This is a genomic window from Pseudomonas fluorescens Q2-87, from assembly GCF_000281895.1.
GTDB lineage: Bacteria > Pseudomonadota > Gammaproteobacteria > Pseudomonadales > Pseudomonadaceae > Aquipseudomonas > Aquipseudomonas fluorescens_S.
Window position 1 is genome coordinate 4,542,769 of sequence record NZ_CM001558.1, and the last position, 14,698, is coordinate 4,557,466.

At 60.4% G+C, this 14,698-nt stretch carries 14 protein-coding genes; 2 read left to right on the forward strand and 12 right to left on the reverse strand.

Annotated features, from left to right (window positions below):
• The first annotated feature begins 106 nt into the window (after positions 1-106).
• A complete protein-coding gene (locus tag PFLQ2_RS07950) occupies positions 107-700 on the forward strand; it encodes a nitroreductase family protein (RefSeq protein WP_003184258.1) in 594 nt (197 codons plus the stop codon).
• A 134-nt stretch (positions 701-834) separates the two neighbouring features.
• Here the strand turns inward: PFLQ2_RS07950 and PFLQ2_RS07945 are convergent, their stop codons facing one another.
• The 6 genes from PFLQ2_RS07945 to PFLQ2_RS07920 form a co-directional block, all read right to left on the reverse strand.
• Positions 835-1,767 (reverse strand): D-2-hydroxyacid dehydrogenase, encoded by a 933-nt coding sequence (locus tag PFLQ2_RS07945; protein WP_003184260.1) that lies wholly within the window; start codon positions 1,765-1,767, stop codon positions 835-837.
• A gap of 125 nt (positions 1,768-1,892) precedes the next feature.
• A complete protein-coding gene (locus tag PFLQ2_RS07940; RefSeq protein ID WP_003184263.1) occupies positions 1,893-2,186 on the reverse strand; it encodes a YcgL domain-containing protein in 294 nt (97 codons plus the stop codon).
• On the reverse strand, positions 2,183-3,316 hold the full coding sequence (gene rnd, locus PFLQ2_RS07935; protein WP_003184265.1) for a ribonuclease D: 1,134 nt from the start codon (positions 3,314-3,316) through the stop codon (positions 2,183-2,185). Before rnd ends, PFLQ2_RS07940 begins: the two co-directional genes overlap by 4 nt.
• A gap of 121 nt (positions 3,317-3,437) precedes the next feature.
• Positions 3,438-4,079, reverse strand: coding sequence for a class I SAM-dependent methyltransferase (locus PFLQ2_RS07930; protein ID WP_003184268.1), 642 nt, complete (start codon positions 4,077-4,079; stop codon positions 3,438-3,440).
• Between the two features lie 69 nt (positions 4,080-4,148).
• Positions 4,149-5,798: a phosphoethanolamine transferase gene (locus PFLQ2_RS07925; RefSeq protein WP_003184271.1), complete on the reverse strand. Its 1,650-nt coding sequence runs from the start codon at positions 5,796-5,798 to the stop codon at positions 4,149-4,151.
• Positions 5,799-5,993: 195 nt separating this feature from the next.
• The gene (locus tag PFLQ2_RS07920) at positions 5,994-7,376 is read right to left on the reverse strand and encodes a glutamine synthetase family protein (RefSeq protein WP_003184273.1); all 1,383 of its coding nucleotides are present in this window, start codon (positions 7,374-7,376) and stop codon (positions 5,994-5,996) included.
• A 521-nt stretch (positions 7,377-7,897) separates the two neighbouring features.
• Between PFLQ2_RS07920 and PFLQ2_RS07915 the strand changes: the two genes are divergently transcribed.
• Positions 7,898-8,830 carry a LysR family transcriptional regulator gene (locus tag PFLQ2_RS07915; RefSeq protein ID WP_003184276.1) on the forward strand — a complete coding sequence of 311 codons (933 nt, stop codon included), beginning with the start codon at positions 7,898-7,900 and terminating at the stop codon, positions 8,828-8,830.
• A 3-nt stretch (positions 8,831-8,833) separates the two neighbouring features.
• Here PFLQ2_RS07915 and PFLQ2_RS07910 read toward each other — a convergent pair whose 3' ends face one another.
• From PFLQ2_RS07910 to PFLQ2_RS07885, 6 genes are all read right to left on the reverse strand, one after another.
• The gene (locus PFLQ2_RS07910) at positions 8,834-9,199 is read right to left on the reverse strand and encodes a 5-carboxymethyl-2-hydroxymuconate Delta-isomerase (protein ID WP_003184278.1); all 366 of its coding nucleotides are present in this window, start codon (positions 9,197-9,199) and stop codon (positions 8,834-8,836) included.
• 103 nt (positions 9,200-9,302) lie between these two features.
• Entirely contained in the window at positions 9,303-10,226 is a 924-nt protein-coding gene (locus tag PFLQ2_RS07905) for a LysR family transcriptional regulator (RefSeq protein ID WP_003184280.1), read from the reverse strand.
• A 72-nt stretch (positions 10,227-10,298) separates the two neighbouring features.
• Entirely contained in the window at positions 10,299-12,383 is a 2,085-nt protein-coding gene (locus PFLQ2_RS07900; RefSeq protein WP_003184283.1) for a DUF6311 domain-containing protein, read from the reverse strand.
• On the reverse strand, positions 12,380-12,763 hold the full coding sequence (locus PFLQ2_RS07895; protein ID WP_003184285.1) for a GtrA family protein: 384 nt from the start codon (positions 12,761-12,763) through the stop codon (positions 12,380-12,382). The genes PFLQ2_RS07900 and PFLQ2_RS07895 overlap by 4 nt, the downstream gene beginning before the upstream one ends.
• Entirely contained in the window at positions 12,760-13,470 is a 711-nt protein-coding gene (locus tag PFLQ2_RS07890; protein WP_003184287.1) for a class I SAM-dependent methyltransferase, read from the reverse strand. The genes PFLQ2_RS07895 and PFLQ2_RS07890 overlap by 4 nt, the downstream gene beginning before the upstream one ends.
• A 2-nt stretch (positions 13,471-13,472) precedes the next feature.
• A complete protein-coding gene (locus PFLQ2_RS07885; RefSeq protein ID WP_003184289.1) occupies positions 13,473-14,441 on the reverse strand; it encodes a glycosyltransferase family 2 protein in 969 nt (322 codons plus the stop codon).
• Positions 14,442-14,698 lie beyond the last annotated feature (257 nt).

A 14,698-nucleotide genomic window follows, 5' to 3' on the forward strand; every position in this document is an offset into this window, starting at 1 on the left:
TCTCAAGGCCAAGCATTGGCGACTGTCGGTATGGCGGGGCTTGTCAGGCCGTGCGCCGGAACGTAGGTTGCTTCATTCACTTTCTTCAATCCGGTCAGGTAACCCCATGAGCGCTAACTCCCGCATTGCCGATTACGCCATTCATCCCCAATTCATCGAGCGCTGGTCGCCCCGCGCCTTTACCGGCGAAGGCATTGCCGAAGAAACCCTGCTGGGCTTTTTCGAGGCTGCGCGCTGGGCACCCTCGGCATACAACTCGCAACCGTGGCGTTTCCTTTATGCGCGCCGTGACACGCCGAACTGGGAGCGTTTCCTGGGCCTGCTCAATGAATTCAACCGTGGCTGGGCGCAACATGCCTCGGCGTTGGTGATCATTGCGTCGAAAACCACTTTCGCCGTGCCTGGCGCCACCGAGGAAACCGCGGCGCTGTGCCACACCTTCGACACCGGTGCGGCCTGGGGCCACCTGGCACTGCAAGCCAGCCTCAGCGGCTGGCACACCCATGGCATGGCCGGTTTCGATCAGGAACTGACCCGCCAGGAACTGAAGATCCCGCAAGGCTATGCCCTGCACGCCGCCGTGGCGATTGGCAAGCTGGGCGACAAATCCACGCTGGCCGAATACCTCCAGGCCCGCGAAACCCCAAGCCCGCGCCGGCCGTTGAGTGAGCTGGTGGCTGAGGGTGATTTCACTTTGTAAACCCATTGAGTGATCACTGAAACAACCACTGTGGGAGCGGGCTTGCTCGCGAAGGGGCCAGTACATTCAACAAATATGTTGATTGACACACCGCCTTCGCGAGCAAGCCCGCTCCCACAGAATCTTATCGTGGTTCAGTAGCCCCGGCTGAAATCCACTTCCCCGCGTAGCGTTTCACCGGCCTGGTAGGCCTGCAGGTTCTCCAGGAACAACTGCACCATCATTGGCGGTGAGGTCGGAGCGGAGCTGTGGCCGGTCAGCAGCAGGCCCCAGGCGGTCCAGAACGGATGGCGTTGCGGCAGCGGCTCCTGGCGGCAGACGTCGATGACCGCACCGGCCAAATGACCCTCTTTCAACGCTTGGACCAGGTCCGCGTCCACCACCGCCACGCCGCGCCCAACGTTGATGAACAGTCCGCTGGGCTTGAACTGCTTGAACAGCGCCGCGTCATACAGGTCGTGGGTGTGGGGGGTGTTGGGCAGCAAGTTGATCACGTAATCCACCTCACCCACCAGCCGAGGCAGATCCTGCAGCGCTCCAACTTCGATGAATGGCGCCAACTCACGGGCTTCGCTGGCAATGCCATACAACTGCACGCCAAACGGCAGCAGAAATTGCGCCACGCGCTGGCCGATATCGCCGGTCCCGACGATCAGCACCTTGCGCCCCGCCAGGCCCTGCCCCTGGCGATTGTCCCACTTGCGCTCGACCTGGCTGACCAAGCGTGCCAGCACCTCGCGCTCGTGGCCGAGCATATAAGTCAGTATGTACTCGGCCATCACCTGGCCAAAAATGCCCACCGCACGGGTCAAGCGATAATCACGGGTCAGGCCCTCGGCCAGCAACGGCGTGATGCCCGCCCAGGTCGATTGCAGCCAGAGAGGTCGGTGACTTTGACGCAACAGGGTGGCCAGCAGATCGGGCTGACCAAGCCAGACCGGGCAATCGGCGGCCAGACGCGACAGTTCGGCGGAATCGCCGCTGGTCAGGACTTCGATCTCGGGTGCAGCCTGGCGCAACAGCTGGGCGTATACCGCGTGGTCGTGTTCGGCAATCAGAACGCGCATGAATCAAACCTTTCAAAAACAGTGCGGACGACCGCCGACGGAGTGTCGCTCCATCCAGGCGGGCATCGCCAATAAATCATTCCAGTGTTTCAAGAGGCCCCCAGGACGGGTGCCTGAGGATACCGTCAGACCGGGTCGTTGCGTCGCAGCAACTCTTCGGGCAGGTGTTCGATGTATTCATCCTCGGCCGGTGGCATCTGCAGGTGGTAACCCTGGCTGTCGAGGTTTTCCAGCACCTTGTTAATGTCTTCCCGGGACAGCTCCCGCTCGGGGCTCAGCACCAGGTCGAAGGCATGGATCGCCTTGCCAAAGGCCGCCATCAATGGCTCAGGCACACGCTTCAAGGCATCACTCTTGAGCACATACAGGTACATCTCGTTTTTCTTCGAGCTTCGGTAGATGGAGCAGATACGTTTCAAGGCTGTTCTCCGGCAGTGGCCAGGCTGTCGAGCAGCGCCTGGCCCATCAATTCGCGACGCCAGCCACGCAGCGAATCGGGCAATTGGTAAGGTCCCTCGGGGAAGCCGCTCTTGATCAGCGCTTCGAGGGTTTTCTTGCGCAGCATCAGTTCCGGTGCGATACCCAGGCGCTCGGCTTCAGCCTGCCCCAACGCCCGCAGGCGCTTGACCAGCGCCGAGGCCTCGATAGGCAATGGCTCGGCCACGGCCGGGGGCCATTGCTCAGGCGGTACGCTGGCGGCGCGCTTGATCAGATCCAGCAGGAACTCGCCATCCTGGCGCACAGTACGCGGATGCATGTCTTCGATTTTCGCCAGCGCGCCGAGGTTATCCGGCTGCGTGCGGGCCAGGGGCCACAGCGAATGCTCACGGATGATGCGGTTGCGCGGCAGGTCACGGGCGCGCGCCTCGCGTTCGCGCCAGGCGCACAGCTCACGCAGCACGGCCAACTGAGCCCGGGAAAGTTTCCAGGCCAGCTTGGCCTCGCGATAAACCTCATAGGGGTCCACTTCGCGACGGAGGTTGGCCACCAGTTCGGCACCGTCCTCCAATACCCAGGCAGATTTTTCGTCGGACAGTTTTGGACGCAGCTGTACGAAAACTTCCGCCAGATGCACCGCATCCTCCGCGGCGTAGCTGATCTGGGTGTCAGACAGGGGCCGTTGCAACCAGTCAGACCGGGTCTCGCCCTTGGGCAGCTCGATACCCAGCACTTCCTGCACCAGCCGCGAGTAACCCATGGAGAAACCCAGGTTCAGGTAGGCGGCGGCCAGTTGAGTATCGAACAAGGGCGCGGGCAGGCTGCCGGTCAGGCGCAGCAGCACTTCAAGGTCTTCACTGCACGCGTGGAGCACCTTGAGCACCGCCGGGTTTTCCAGGAGCGCGGCCAAGGGTTGCCAGTTGTCGATGGTCAAGGGGTCGATCAGGTAGGCACGCTTGCCGTCGCCAATCTGCAGCAGGCCGGCAATCGGATAAAAGGTGTCGACCCGCATGAATTCGGTGTCGAGGGCGACGAATGGCAACTGTTGCCATTCGGCGCAAAACTGCCCGAGGCTATCGTTGTCGCGAATCCAATGAATATCGATGGCCACACGGCTCTCCCTTGAAGAATGGCGCGCAGTATATATCGCCGTCAGCGATTGCGAGCATCCATAGAGCATGAGCCTGAGAGAAATCGCCTTCGCAAACGCAAGAATAGTCCTACATCCGGATCTAACCGGTCTTACGAAGTACATAAACCCGCGTCAACGCAAAACCGGGCAGGAAATCCTGATGCCACAGCACGGTGAAACCGGCCTGGCGGAACTCGGCTTCAATCTCGGCCTTGACGGCCAGCCTTCGTTGCGCCGAATGGCCGATGTTGAGGCGCCCCTCGATTTGAACCGACACGATCACCGTGTCACGACTGACCCGATGAAATTCGCGCAGCAACGCCAGGCGATGCTCGCTGGCGCTGATGTGCCGAAACAGTTGCAGACAAAAAATGCAATCCACAGCGTTCGCCGACAGCCCAAGGGTGAACGCCGAGCTGGGGAACGTCTTGACCCGTTCGAGTAACGCACCGCCATGGTGGGTAAGCGCATGATCGAGCATGTCCGCAGACGAGTCCGCCGCCAGGATCACCCGATTGGCATGCTCGGCCAGCACCGGCCAGTACCGCCCCGCCCCACATGCCACATCCAGCACCAACCCCGGCTCGCCGGCCGCTTTCAAGGCATTGCGCACCATCTGATCGTCACGCCAGAGCGCCAGGCGCAACCGTCGAGGCGCCGGCTGGCAGCAAACCTGCGCATGCTCCTGGTCATGTTGCCTGGCGAACTCAAGCTCAACGGTGGATGGGGGTGGCCCGGACATACGAACAGCTCTTGGAAAATGAATGGATGACAGGTTAACCAATACTGCGTGAAAAAAAGGTGTAGGCGATCACTCCCGGGCCAGCACGCCGTCGATCACCGCGCCGCGACAACTGGCGAACATATCCAGGTCCGGGTTGTAGACCTTGCTGTTGACCTCCAACAGCCCGAGCATCGAATGAAACAGGTTGTCCTGGCTCAGGGGCTTCTCGCGACTCAGCTGCAGGCAATGGGTGTCGACCGAGAAGGACTTCTGGTAGCTGTCGGAGAACCAGGCCAGCATCGCCACATGCTTCTGTTGTTCCGGGGCGAGCATGTAAGGGGTGCCGTGGAGGAACAGGTTGTATTCACCCAGGGATTCACCATGGTCCGACAGGTACAACATGGCCGTGTCGACCTTGTCCTGATTGGCCCGCAACAAGTCGATCAAGGTCGACAGCACGTGGTCGGTATAGACCAGGGTGTTGTCGTAGCCGTTGACGATGCTCTCGCGGCTGCAATTGTTCAGCGCGTTGCTTTCGCACACCGGGGTGAAATGCTCGTACTCCTTGGGATAACGCTTGAAGTATTCCGGGCCGTGGCTGCCCATCTGGTGCAGCACCAGCACGGTGTCCTTATCAAGCGTGTCGATGAAATGCTGAAGTCCCTGGAGGAGGATTTCGTCACGGCATTCACTGCTGGCGCAAAGGGCCGGATCCTTGAGATTGCTGACATCCTGCAAGGTGACCCGGTCGCACGTACCCTTGCAGCCGGATTGGTTGTCCCGCCAGATCACGTCCAGCCCGGCGCGCTTGAGCACATCCAGCAGGCCCTCTTCATTCTTGGCCTTGCTGGCGTCGTAGTTCTTGCGCCCCATGTTGGAAAACATGCATGGCACTGATACAGCGGTTTCGGTGCCGCAGGAGTGGACATCGGTGAAAGCGATCAGGCCCGCTTCCTTGTTTAGCTTCGGCGTGGTGTCGCGGTTATATCCAAGGATGCCGAAGTTCTCGGCACGAGCGCTCTCCCCCACTACCAGTACAGTCAGGGACTTGCGTGCGTGGGTTTGCCAGGCCGGGTTACGGCTTGCGTCTTCACCGACAGCGATGAACGGCTGCTTGGCCGATGCGACTTGCTCGCGCAGGTAACCGATCGATGCGCCGATGTAATTACTCGGCACGATCATCAACCGCAGTTCATGATGGTTGCGAAACAGTGAAGACAAACCCTGATAGTTGGCCAGGGCAACCACGCCGATCACCGCGGCCGAGGCCACGCCGACCAATAGCTTACTTAGCAAATCCTTGGGCCAGCGCCGATAATTAATCGGAGTCTTGAACAATAACCAGGAGGGCAAAACGCCTAATAAGCCGATATAGGCAAACAACTTCAACGACAACAGGTCACGAACTTCCGTGGCATTGGTTTCGGCAAAGTTGCGCAACATGCCGGCATCGATCAGCACACCGTATTGGGCCATGAAATACGCCACGCCAGCGCTGATCAGAAACAGGACCATCAGCACAGGCTTGAGCACTGGACGGAACGCCACGAGCGTCAACACCAGGTTGAACGCGCAGAAAATCATCACACCGAATGCCAGGCACATCAGCAGGCCTCGGGCATCAGCCGTCGTGATCGCTTGCAAGTGTTGCCAGAGCACGACGTTGAAGCCCAATAATAAAAAGGCACTGGCGACCAGCGTCACCCACTCGGGGCGCACGGCTTTGATTGTCGGCATGGTGATTGACGGTTTCCTGAAAGTTGCTCTTTAAAAAAGAAGTGCGGTAGCGAATGTGAAAAATTCGTTTCCTACGGCACCACAAACTTTAGGTAGCCCACCATCAATTTTTCGTGAAAAAGTTGCCATTAAATAATTTTTTAAGCAGCACGCCACAAATTTTAACCCGTCTGCAGCGTGCGGCCGGCCGCCGCTTCAAGCTTGATTCAGGTACCAGCGCCAGTCCTGCTCCCCCACCTCGCCCATGAATTGCCGGTACTCGGCGCCCTTGACCGCCAGGTAAACGTCCAGAAACGCTGTGCCAAAGGCTTCCCGCGCCCAGCTCGAAGCTTCAAGGGCGCGCAAGGTGGTGAGCCAGTCGGTCGGCAGCAATTCGGTTGCCTGGGCATAACCGTTGCCTTCAACCGGCGAGCCGGGATCGCATTGCTCGCGGATACCGCGATGGATGCCGGCCAATATCGCCGCCGCCGCCAGGTACGGGTTGGCATCTGCGCCGCAAATACGATGTTCGATGTGCCGCGACGAGGCCGGGCCGCCGGGCACCCTCAGGCTGACCGTGCGGTTGTCTACGCCCCAGGTCGCAGCCAGCGGTGCGTAGCTGTTGCTCTGGAACCTGCGGTAGGAGTTGGCGTTAGGGCAGAACAGCAGCAGCGAATCGAGCAGGGTGTCGAGCATGCCGCCCACCGCGTGACGCAGCAGCGGCGTGCCGTCGGCGGCTTCGCTGGCAAACAGGTTGTTGCCGTCCCGGTCCGCCAGGCTGACGTGCATGTGCATGCCGGAACCCGCCAAGTGATCGAATGGCTTGGCCATGAAACATGCCACCATGCCGTGCTTGTGCGCCACGCCCTTGACCAGCCGCTTGTAGCGCACCGCTTCGTCCATGGCTTGCAAGGCATCGGGGCGGTGCTGCAGCGTGATTTCCACCTGTCCGGGCGCGTATTCGGAAATCGCTGTGCGTGCCGGAATGCCTTGCAACCTGCACGCGGCATACAGGTCTGCCAGAAACGGCTCGATCTGTTCCAGTTCGCGCAAACCGTAGACCTGGGTGGCGCGCGGTCGGCCGCCGTCGGCGTCCCGCGCCGGTTGCGGCCGGCCCTGGCTGTCGCGCTGGGCGTCCAGCAGGTAGAACTCCAGCTCTGCGGCCATCACCGGGTAATAACCGTCGGCCTGCAAGGCCTCGATCACCCGCCCAAGCAGATAACGTGGATCGGCAACCGTCGCGGGCATCCCTTCCTGGGGGTGCATGGCGACCTGCACGGCGGCTGTCGGGATGAGCCGCCACGGCATGCGTTGCAAGCTACCGGCGATGGGATAGGCGCGGCAGTCGATGTCGCCGACGTCCCACACCAATCCGGAGTTTTCCACGTCATCGCCATTGAGGGTCAACCCGAGGATCGTGCTGGGCAACGGTCGGCCACTTTCGTAGACCGCCAGTAACTCGTCCCGGTGCAACAATTTGCCCCGAGGCACGCCATTGCTATCGAGGATGAACAGCTCGAACAATTCGATATCTGGGTGTTGTTCAAGGAATGCGTGGGCGTGTTGCACGGGTGCGAAAGAGAGTTGGGCAAGGCTCATGAGCAGGCTCGTATTTGCATGTCGGACGGCGACAGGGCGCCGTCAGTCTGTGTCCGTCTTCGACGGGCACCACGAAGGATCAACAGGCAATACGAAAATCCGGAGGACGGGCATGACGACAGTGCCACAGCGCCCAGAAGGCCAGTTCGGAGGGCAACGCACTGAGGGATGGGGTGCCGGCAGGCGTGAGTCTGCCGACCGGATCAATCGCGGCGAATGACGGGTGCGAGAATGTTAGAGGCCGACCGTCCATGAGTGCATCACAGGAAGTACATCGAGCAAGCGTTGCACGACACCCAGGGAGCTTAAACCTGGATTTGACGGAGCTTGGATCGTGGCAGGCTAAACAATGGGATAAACCAAACACTCGTTGATCGAAGGTCGTGTTCCCTACATTATCTGTCCCACTCCCGACCGTGAAATAGCCTGCATGGCATTTTCCTGGGACCATCGTTCCGTTAGGATCACCAGCCTGGTTTGCGCAAGATCCGCGCAAGGAAGCACAGCGAGAGACAGAACGGATGCTGAACAGTAATTCCCTCAGAAAGCTCGATATGCAAGACCTCATGGTGTTTAGCGCCGTGTACGAGCAAAGCAGCGTCTCTGGCGTGTCCGAGGCATTGTGTGTCAGCCAGTCAACCGTCAGTTACTGCCTCAAGAAATTGCGGACCTGTTTCGAAGACGAACTGTTTATCAACACCCGCACCGGCATGCGCCCCACCGACCGAGCCGAGGGCATGTACGACCATGTGCGGGCCATTTTGCAAAGTATCAATTTGTGCCATGCCGGCGCGCCAACGTTCGACCCGACGGGGCAAGCCGTCACGTTCAATATCTGCGCACCGGAGTATTTCGAACACCTGATCCTGCCGCACCTGCTGCGGGGCTTCGATTACGCCGATTTGCCGGTGATAGTCAACGTGCACAAGCTACAGGCCGACATACCCGCCCAGGAACTGCGCGACGGCAGTCTGGACTTGGTGATCTGCTTCGGTCCGAACTTCCACAGCAATCATGCCGACTTCAAATCCCGGCAACTGCTGGAGGAAGACCTGGTCTGCGTCGTGGATAAACAGGCGACGCCGCTGGAACCGCAACTGAGCCTTCAGTCCTTCGTCCAGCGCCGCCACGTTTTCCCGACGCCCTGGGCCTCCGCCACCAACATGGTGGACGGCTGGCTGTCGCAACAGGCACAACAGCGGCAGATCGCCGCTCGCGCCAACAGCTACAGCGCCGCATTGAAATTGATCACCGGTACCGACTTCATCCTGACCCTGCCCCGTCGCATCCAGAAACTGCTGGCCAGCGAGGCAACCTTCAATCATCACGAAGCGCCCAGAGGCCTGCCCGGTTTCACCTTGAACATGCAGTGGAGCCAGGCCGCTGACCAGGACAGCGCCAACACCTGGCTGCGCGAGCAGATCATCAAGGCCTGCGTCGCACGCGACGCTTGATCGTCAATTGCCGATCAAGGCCTTGGCATAAGGGCCGCGATCGATGTCGAGGATTTCCACGCACAACTGCACCGAAACATCGGCCGGCCATGGGCCGAGTTCCTGGACAACGGCCAGCAGGCTGTCGGCCAGTTGCTTCTTGATTTCCGGCGAGCGGCCGCTCAGCAAGGCCAGCTTCACGTGCACGAAACCCCGTTCCCCCATGCCCGTGCCTACCCGGAAAGTCTCGAGTTTCACGGCCCGGCTCTTGATATCGGACTCGGCGGCGAACTGACCGGACGCCACCAGCGCGTTGTTCAGGCGCAACAGTGCGACATCGGCTTTCAACCCGGCCAGATTAGCGGTGTACTCCATGTGCAGGTGAGGCATGTGTTCGACTCCTTTTCGAAAATATGACGATGTGGTTTCAGCCGCACAACCTTACCTCGACTCGCTTCGTTGAGGCAGGATTTTGTTTCGTCGTTTCACGCTTTCATGGTTGTGCCGAGACGACGCGCTCGCCCATGAAAGCCTCCAGCCGGGAGCGTAACCAGCGTTCGGCCGGATCACTGTCGACATGGCTCAGCCAGACCATGGACAAGTCCAGCGCCGGGGTCGTGAAGGGAAAGGGTTCGCTGAACAGTTGCCCCGAAGCGGCCATGGCGGCTGCGGTGTAGTCCGGCAAACTGGCGATCAGATCAGTGCCGGCCAGCAACGCCGGCAATGCGCTGTATTGCGGAACCGAGAGCACCACTTGGCGCGTGCGACCGATTTCGGCCAGCCATTCGTCAGCAAAACCGGCTACGTTGGCGGTGTGGGACACCAGCACATGAGGCCGCGAGCAGTACTCATCCAGGGTCAGCGGCGTATCCGACGCATCGGCGCGCAGTACGCGGGGCTGGATGTGTCGCAACAATTTGCGCTTGGCATTGGCCGGCAGCCCGCGCGTCTGGCTGATGCCCACGGTGATGTCGCCCGATGCCAGCAAATCGGGGATACGCCAGTAGTCGACGTGCTGGACCACAAACACGATGTTCGGCGCTTCTTGCCGCAGGCTGCCCAATAGCGGCGGCAACAGGCCGAACTCGACGTCATCGGACAGGCCAATGCGAAACGTCATGGTGCTGCTGGCAGGCTCGAAATCGTGCGTCAGGCTCAAGGCCACCGACAGCGAATCCAGTGCCGGCGAAAGATGCCGGATAATTTCCTCGGCCCGGGCCGTCGGCTCCATGCGGTGACCGACGCGAATGAACAGCGGATCATTGAACATCTTGCGCAAGCGATTGAGAGCAGAGCTGATGGTTGGCTGGCCCAGGAACAGTTTTTCCGCCACCCGCGTCACGTTGCGCTCAAGCATCAGCGTTTCGAAAACCACCATCAGGTTGATGTCGGCCTTGCGCAATTCGTTGCGATTCATCCCCTGCCCCCGATTCCTTGACCCAATGCAGTGTAGGAAGGCCGGGGGCTGCGCGTCTATGCGCCGAAAGCCTCACTTCACCGTCATGGACTTCAATCCCAAGGCCATGATGCGTTCATCCATACCCAGGCCTAGGGCCTTGGGACTGATTGCATCGGGCAAACGAAAATGCACGCGCACCTGCCCATTCACGCCAATCGTTTCGCGAATGGCCGGCGTCAGGGGCAGTTCCAGGGTGTTGTCCTGCATACGTGTGAACTGCGTCGACAACGCCGCAACGCCGTTGATCGAAACCTCGACTCGCTGGCGCGTGTGCTGCGGCTGCACGAACGCCGCCGCCTCGATGCTAATGACCCTGGCCTCTGGCGGCACCCGCAAGACCATCTCAGCCTCGCTCCCCTGGGACCACACGCCCCACTCCTCGACGCGGCCCCAACCGCCGACCAGCATCCCATGGCTACGACTGAAAACCTGGCGCTCGCCGAGCTTCACTTGCACATCAAGCGTTTCGTCGGCGAACGGCGGGCACTGGGTGCACGTTTTCCAGCCCGGCGCCAGGACCACGAGGCCGTCGATGCGGGTCAGCAGATCGGTCTGGCGATTGACGGTTTGCGCCGCCAGCAGCGTGGCGCGACTGTCGAGAATGTACAGCGAATCCGCGTCATATCGGCCCGTGGCAAGCATCTGGTCGGCATGTCGCTGCGCTTGCTCGATCGCCCGATCGCCCATGCGCCCCAGGTAGACCCCATCGGTCTCCAGGCCATAGGTCAAGGCGTATTGGCTGCTCAACATCCAACTGTCCGGCTGGTTCTGCGGCATCAACGTCCGGACTTTTGAATAGTGACCGGCGGCGCTGGCCCAGAAAGGATCAACCAGCGAGGTCGGCCAACTCGAGGCGGACGCGATCATCCGACTCTTGCGCAGGCCGGCCCATCCAGCGTGGGTATCCAGGATCTGCACCACCACGGCAATCGCCAGCAGACACACCGCGGCCCGCGGTTTGTTGCCGCGGATCACCAGGAAAATCACGGCAAACACGATGGCATAGAACACCGGCCAGAACATCCGACCGGCTGCGCGAAACACATTCGCCGCCTTTTCAAGAATGTCTGGCAGCCAATAATGCACACTCACCATGCCGATACCGAGGGTATTGGTCAGGGAAAAAAGCGTCAGCCCGATCAATGCCCACAGCAATAACCGCCTATGGCGCACCGCGCGGACAAGACCGGTACTGCCTTGCAGCAGCGCCACACCGGCGCAGATCGCCAACATCAAGACGCCCAGCCCCAGATAGTTGAACCCCTCGTAGTCGCCCGGGCCCTGAGGCATGTCTCGCAACGTGTGCGACCAGCCACTGGGGTTGATCAGCGACATGACGTTCAGGCGATACAATCCATAGCCGCCCGCCACCGTCCCGCCGCCAACACTGAAATAACCCGCCTGCCAGCAGCAGAACGCGACGAGTAGGAACAGTCCCGCCAGTTCAATCAACGCATCGCCTCGGGACATCCGACGCCTGACGACCTGAGTGGCGAGGTCAGCCAGCCAGATCAACGCCACCATGGCCAACAGGTATGCGTGCACCAGCGCCGTCGCAGCCAGCAGCGCGCCCCAGGCCAGCCGGCGCCTGTGCAAGTCGGGCCGCAGCGCCAGGTACAGGGCGGCCAGGATCAGGAAGTGCCCGGACAGGGACAGATGCCCGCCCATGCGCAGGAACATCGGAGGCGAAAACACGAACAAGCCCGCGCCCAACAGCCTGATCCACACCGACGGCGTCAGCAGGCCAACCAGTTTCCAGGCGAACCATGCTTGCAAGATGAAACAGGTCAGCAGCCACAGGCCAAAATACTGGAATGTCTCGGGAAGCCAGGCGCTGAAGGGCTTGAACAGCAATGCCAGCAGCGGATTGGAATCGGAAAAAATGATGCCGTTGCCCAGTTCCAGGCCATAGGAAGGGTTCATTCCCAATGGAAAGGTCCAGGGCGAATGACGGAAGAACGCCCAGCCCATGTAGTGGGTCGCCGCGTCGCCCTCCCCCAACCAGGCAATGTTCGTCGGGTCCAGCACCCGGGGGCCTATCACCAATAAAAAGGCCAACACACCCAACAGCACGGGCAGCGAGGAAATCAGGTAGTGCTTGCCACGAACGATCATCGATACGTCCAGAAATTATGCAGAATGAAGGTGAACACCGGAATGATCAGCGCGACGGCTGCAATGCCGGCCAGGTAACCCAGGCCGGCATTTTGGGCGATCCAGGCAACCAGCATCGCCAGCCAGAAACCGCCAATTGAAACCACCAGGAAACGGCCAAGGGTGCGGCCATGCAACCGTGCGGAAAAGCTCCAGAGGGTGTTGATCAGATACGACAGCACGGTCGCTACTACGAAGGCGAAACCATTGGCCAGCGGCGGATTCGCCAGGATCAGGTGCATGAACAGCACAGCGGCCACCACGTGCACCCCGGTAACGACCAGGCCCGTCAGGGCAAAGCGCAAGGCACGTCGCAACAACGGCGATTGCGTCCAGGTCACGGCTTCTGCGCCAGGCAGAACACAGTCAGGCCGGCGATACGGTTGGCGCCCATGAACGGACGTTCCAGGCTGCACAATGACTTCAGCACGCCATTGACCAACGGAGAATGCCGCGACAGTTGCGACTTGGCCGGCACCTCGGAACGGGCGCGCGGCAACAGGCGCAGGGCGGCGGCAATGGGGAATACCAGGCCGAAATAATATGCACCTTGTTGCACCTGCAAACCGGCCTGCGCCACGACGCGCTCCAGTTGCCCAAGGGTATAGCGGCGCTTGTGCTCGAGAAAATCATCGTGGCCGCTCCAGAGAAACTGGAACGCCGGCACCGTGATCAGGAAGCGACTGCCGGACGGCACCTTGTCGACATACATCTTGAGCAGTCCCAAGTCATCATCCACGTGTTCAAGCACATCCATCAGCAACACCAGGTCGGCGTCCAGCGCATCGATGGCCCGTCGGTAGCGGACCGGTTTGCCGGCGGTGCTGGCATCGGAGTCGGCGGGATAACTGATGTCCACGCACCAGGCCTGGGCCGTATCGGTATGGGTCAACAAATGATGGGAGAAAAAACCCGAGCCGGCGCCGACGTCCAGCAGCGTCCTGGCCGAGGTGCCCTTGAGCATGTGGAGCATGGCCCGCGCTTTCGAACGGTAATACCAATGCCGGTCGATATCAGGGCCCAGGATGTCGGTTTCCTTGAGATCCATGGTCAGTCCTTGGCGTCATAGACGCGCCGCACCAGGAAAACCGGCCGACGCTTGGATTCGATATAGGTACGGCCCAGGTATTCACCCAGCACGCCGATGCCGATCAGTTGCAAACCGCCCAGGAACGTGACCGCCACCATCAGCGAGGCATAACCCGGCAGGTCGACCCCGGAAATCAAGGTGCGCAGCACGATGAAGATGGCGAATGCAAAGGACACCAGCGAAACGCAAAGCCCCAGGTACGTCCAGATACGCAGCGGTTCGGTGCTGAAGCTGGTGATGCCTTCGAGGGCGAAATTCCATAGGCGCCAGCCGTTGAACTTGCTTTCGCCGGCCGCGCGCTCGGGCCTGACGTAATCCACATGGGTGGTTCGAAAACCCACCCAGGCAAACAGCCCCTTCATGAAGCGCCGGGACTCGGGCAGCGTTTGCAAGGCCTCGATCACGCAGCGATCCATCAAGCGAAAATCGCCGACGTTTTCTGGCAGCTTGTGGTCGGCGATTCGATTGTGCAGACGGTAGAAGCCGTTGGCCGAAACTTGTTTGGCCCAGGAGTCGGAGTCGCGGTTGATTCGGTGTCCCAGCACCACTTCGGCGCCGTTGCGCCAATGAGCAATCATTTCCAGGATCACTTCGGGCGGGTCCTGCAAATCGACATCGATCGGCACCACCGCTTGGCCGCGAGCGGCTTGCAGGCCGGCACTCAACGCCGCCTCCTTGCCGAAGTTGCGGCTCAGGTCGACGATGCGGATACGCGGGTCGGCCTTCTGCCGTTCCAGCAACAGCACCAAGGTGTCGTCAATGCTGCCGTCGTTGACGAACACCAGCTCCAGGTCAACCAGCGACTCACGGGCGAAGACCTGGTCGATCCTGGCGATGAATAGATCGATGGACTGGACTTCGTTATAAACCGGAATGACAAGCGAAAGCGCTAGACGCCCCTGTAGATCCGCTCCTGGATATTCAGTCACTTGATGGCTCTTTTTCTTATAGTGTTTTGGTCCCATCGGGCTTCCGGCCCTTGGCGTCGAAACGTATTAAGCAGGAGCGGACAAGGCAACGCAAGGATCAAACCTGAACCGCAACCCACCGGGTGCTCGCAACATGACTTTTTCCTACAAAGGGTCGCATGACCGATCCAGGCTCACTCCCAGCAACACTTGATAACCAATGGAAACGATTTCCCCATGGCCAAAATCGTCCACTTGGCTAGGCTTGCAGCCACATG

Excerpts from the sequence above, each read along its gene's own strand:
- PFLQ2_RS07905 (WP_003184280.1), bottom strand. The coding sequence starts at position 10,226 with ATGAATCGCAACGAATTGCGCAAGGCCGACATCAACCTGATGGTGGTT.
- PFLQ2_RS07890 (WP_003184287.1), bottom strand. The coding sequence starts at position 13,470 with ATGGATCTCAAGGAAACCGACATCCTGGGCCCTGATATCGACCGGCAT.
- PFLQ2_RS07950 (WP_003184258.1), top strand. The coding sequence starts at position 107 with ATGAGCGCTAACTCCCGCATTGCCGATTACGCCATTCATCCCCAATTC.
- PFLQ2_RS07920 (WP_003184273.1), bottom strand. The coding sequence starts at position 7,376 with ATGAGCCTTGCCCAACTCTCTTTCGCACCCGTGCAACACGCCCACGCA.
- PFLQ2_RS07930 (WP_003184268.1), bottom strand. The coding sequence starts at position 4,079 with ATGTCCGGGCCACCCCCATCCACCGTTGAGCTTGAGTTCGCCAGGCAA.
- PFLQ2_RS07945 (WP_003184260.1), bottom strand. The coding sequence starts at position 1,767 with ATGCGCGTTCTGATTGCCGAACACGACCACGCGGTATACGCCCAGCTG.
- PFLQ2_RS07910 (WP_003184278.1), bottom strand. The coding sequence starts at position 9,199 with ATGCCTCACCTGCACATGGAGTACACCGCTAATCTGGCCGGGTTGAAA.
- PFLQ2_RS07925 (WP_003184271.1), bottom strand. The coding sequence starts at position 5,798 with ATGCCGACAATCAAAGCCGTGCGCCCCGAGTGGGTGACGCTGGTCGCC.
- PFLQ2_RS07900 (WP_003184283.1), bottom strand. The coding sequence starts at position 12,383 with ATGATCGTTCGTGGCAAGCACTACCTGATTTCCTCGCTGCCCGTGCTG.
- PFLQ2_RS07915 (WP_003184276.1), top strand. The coding sequence starts at position 7,898 with ATGCTGAACAGTAATTCCCTCAGAAAGCTCGATATGCAAGACCTCATG.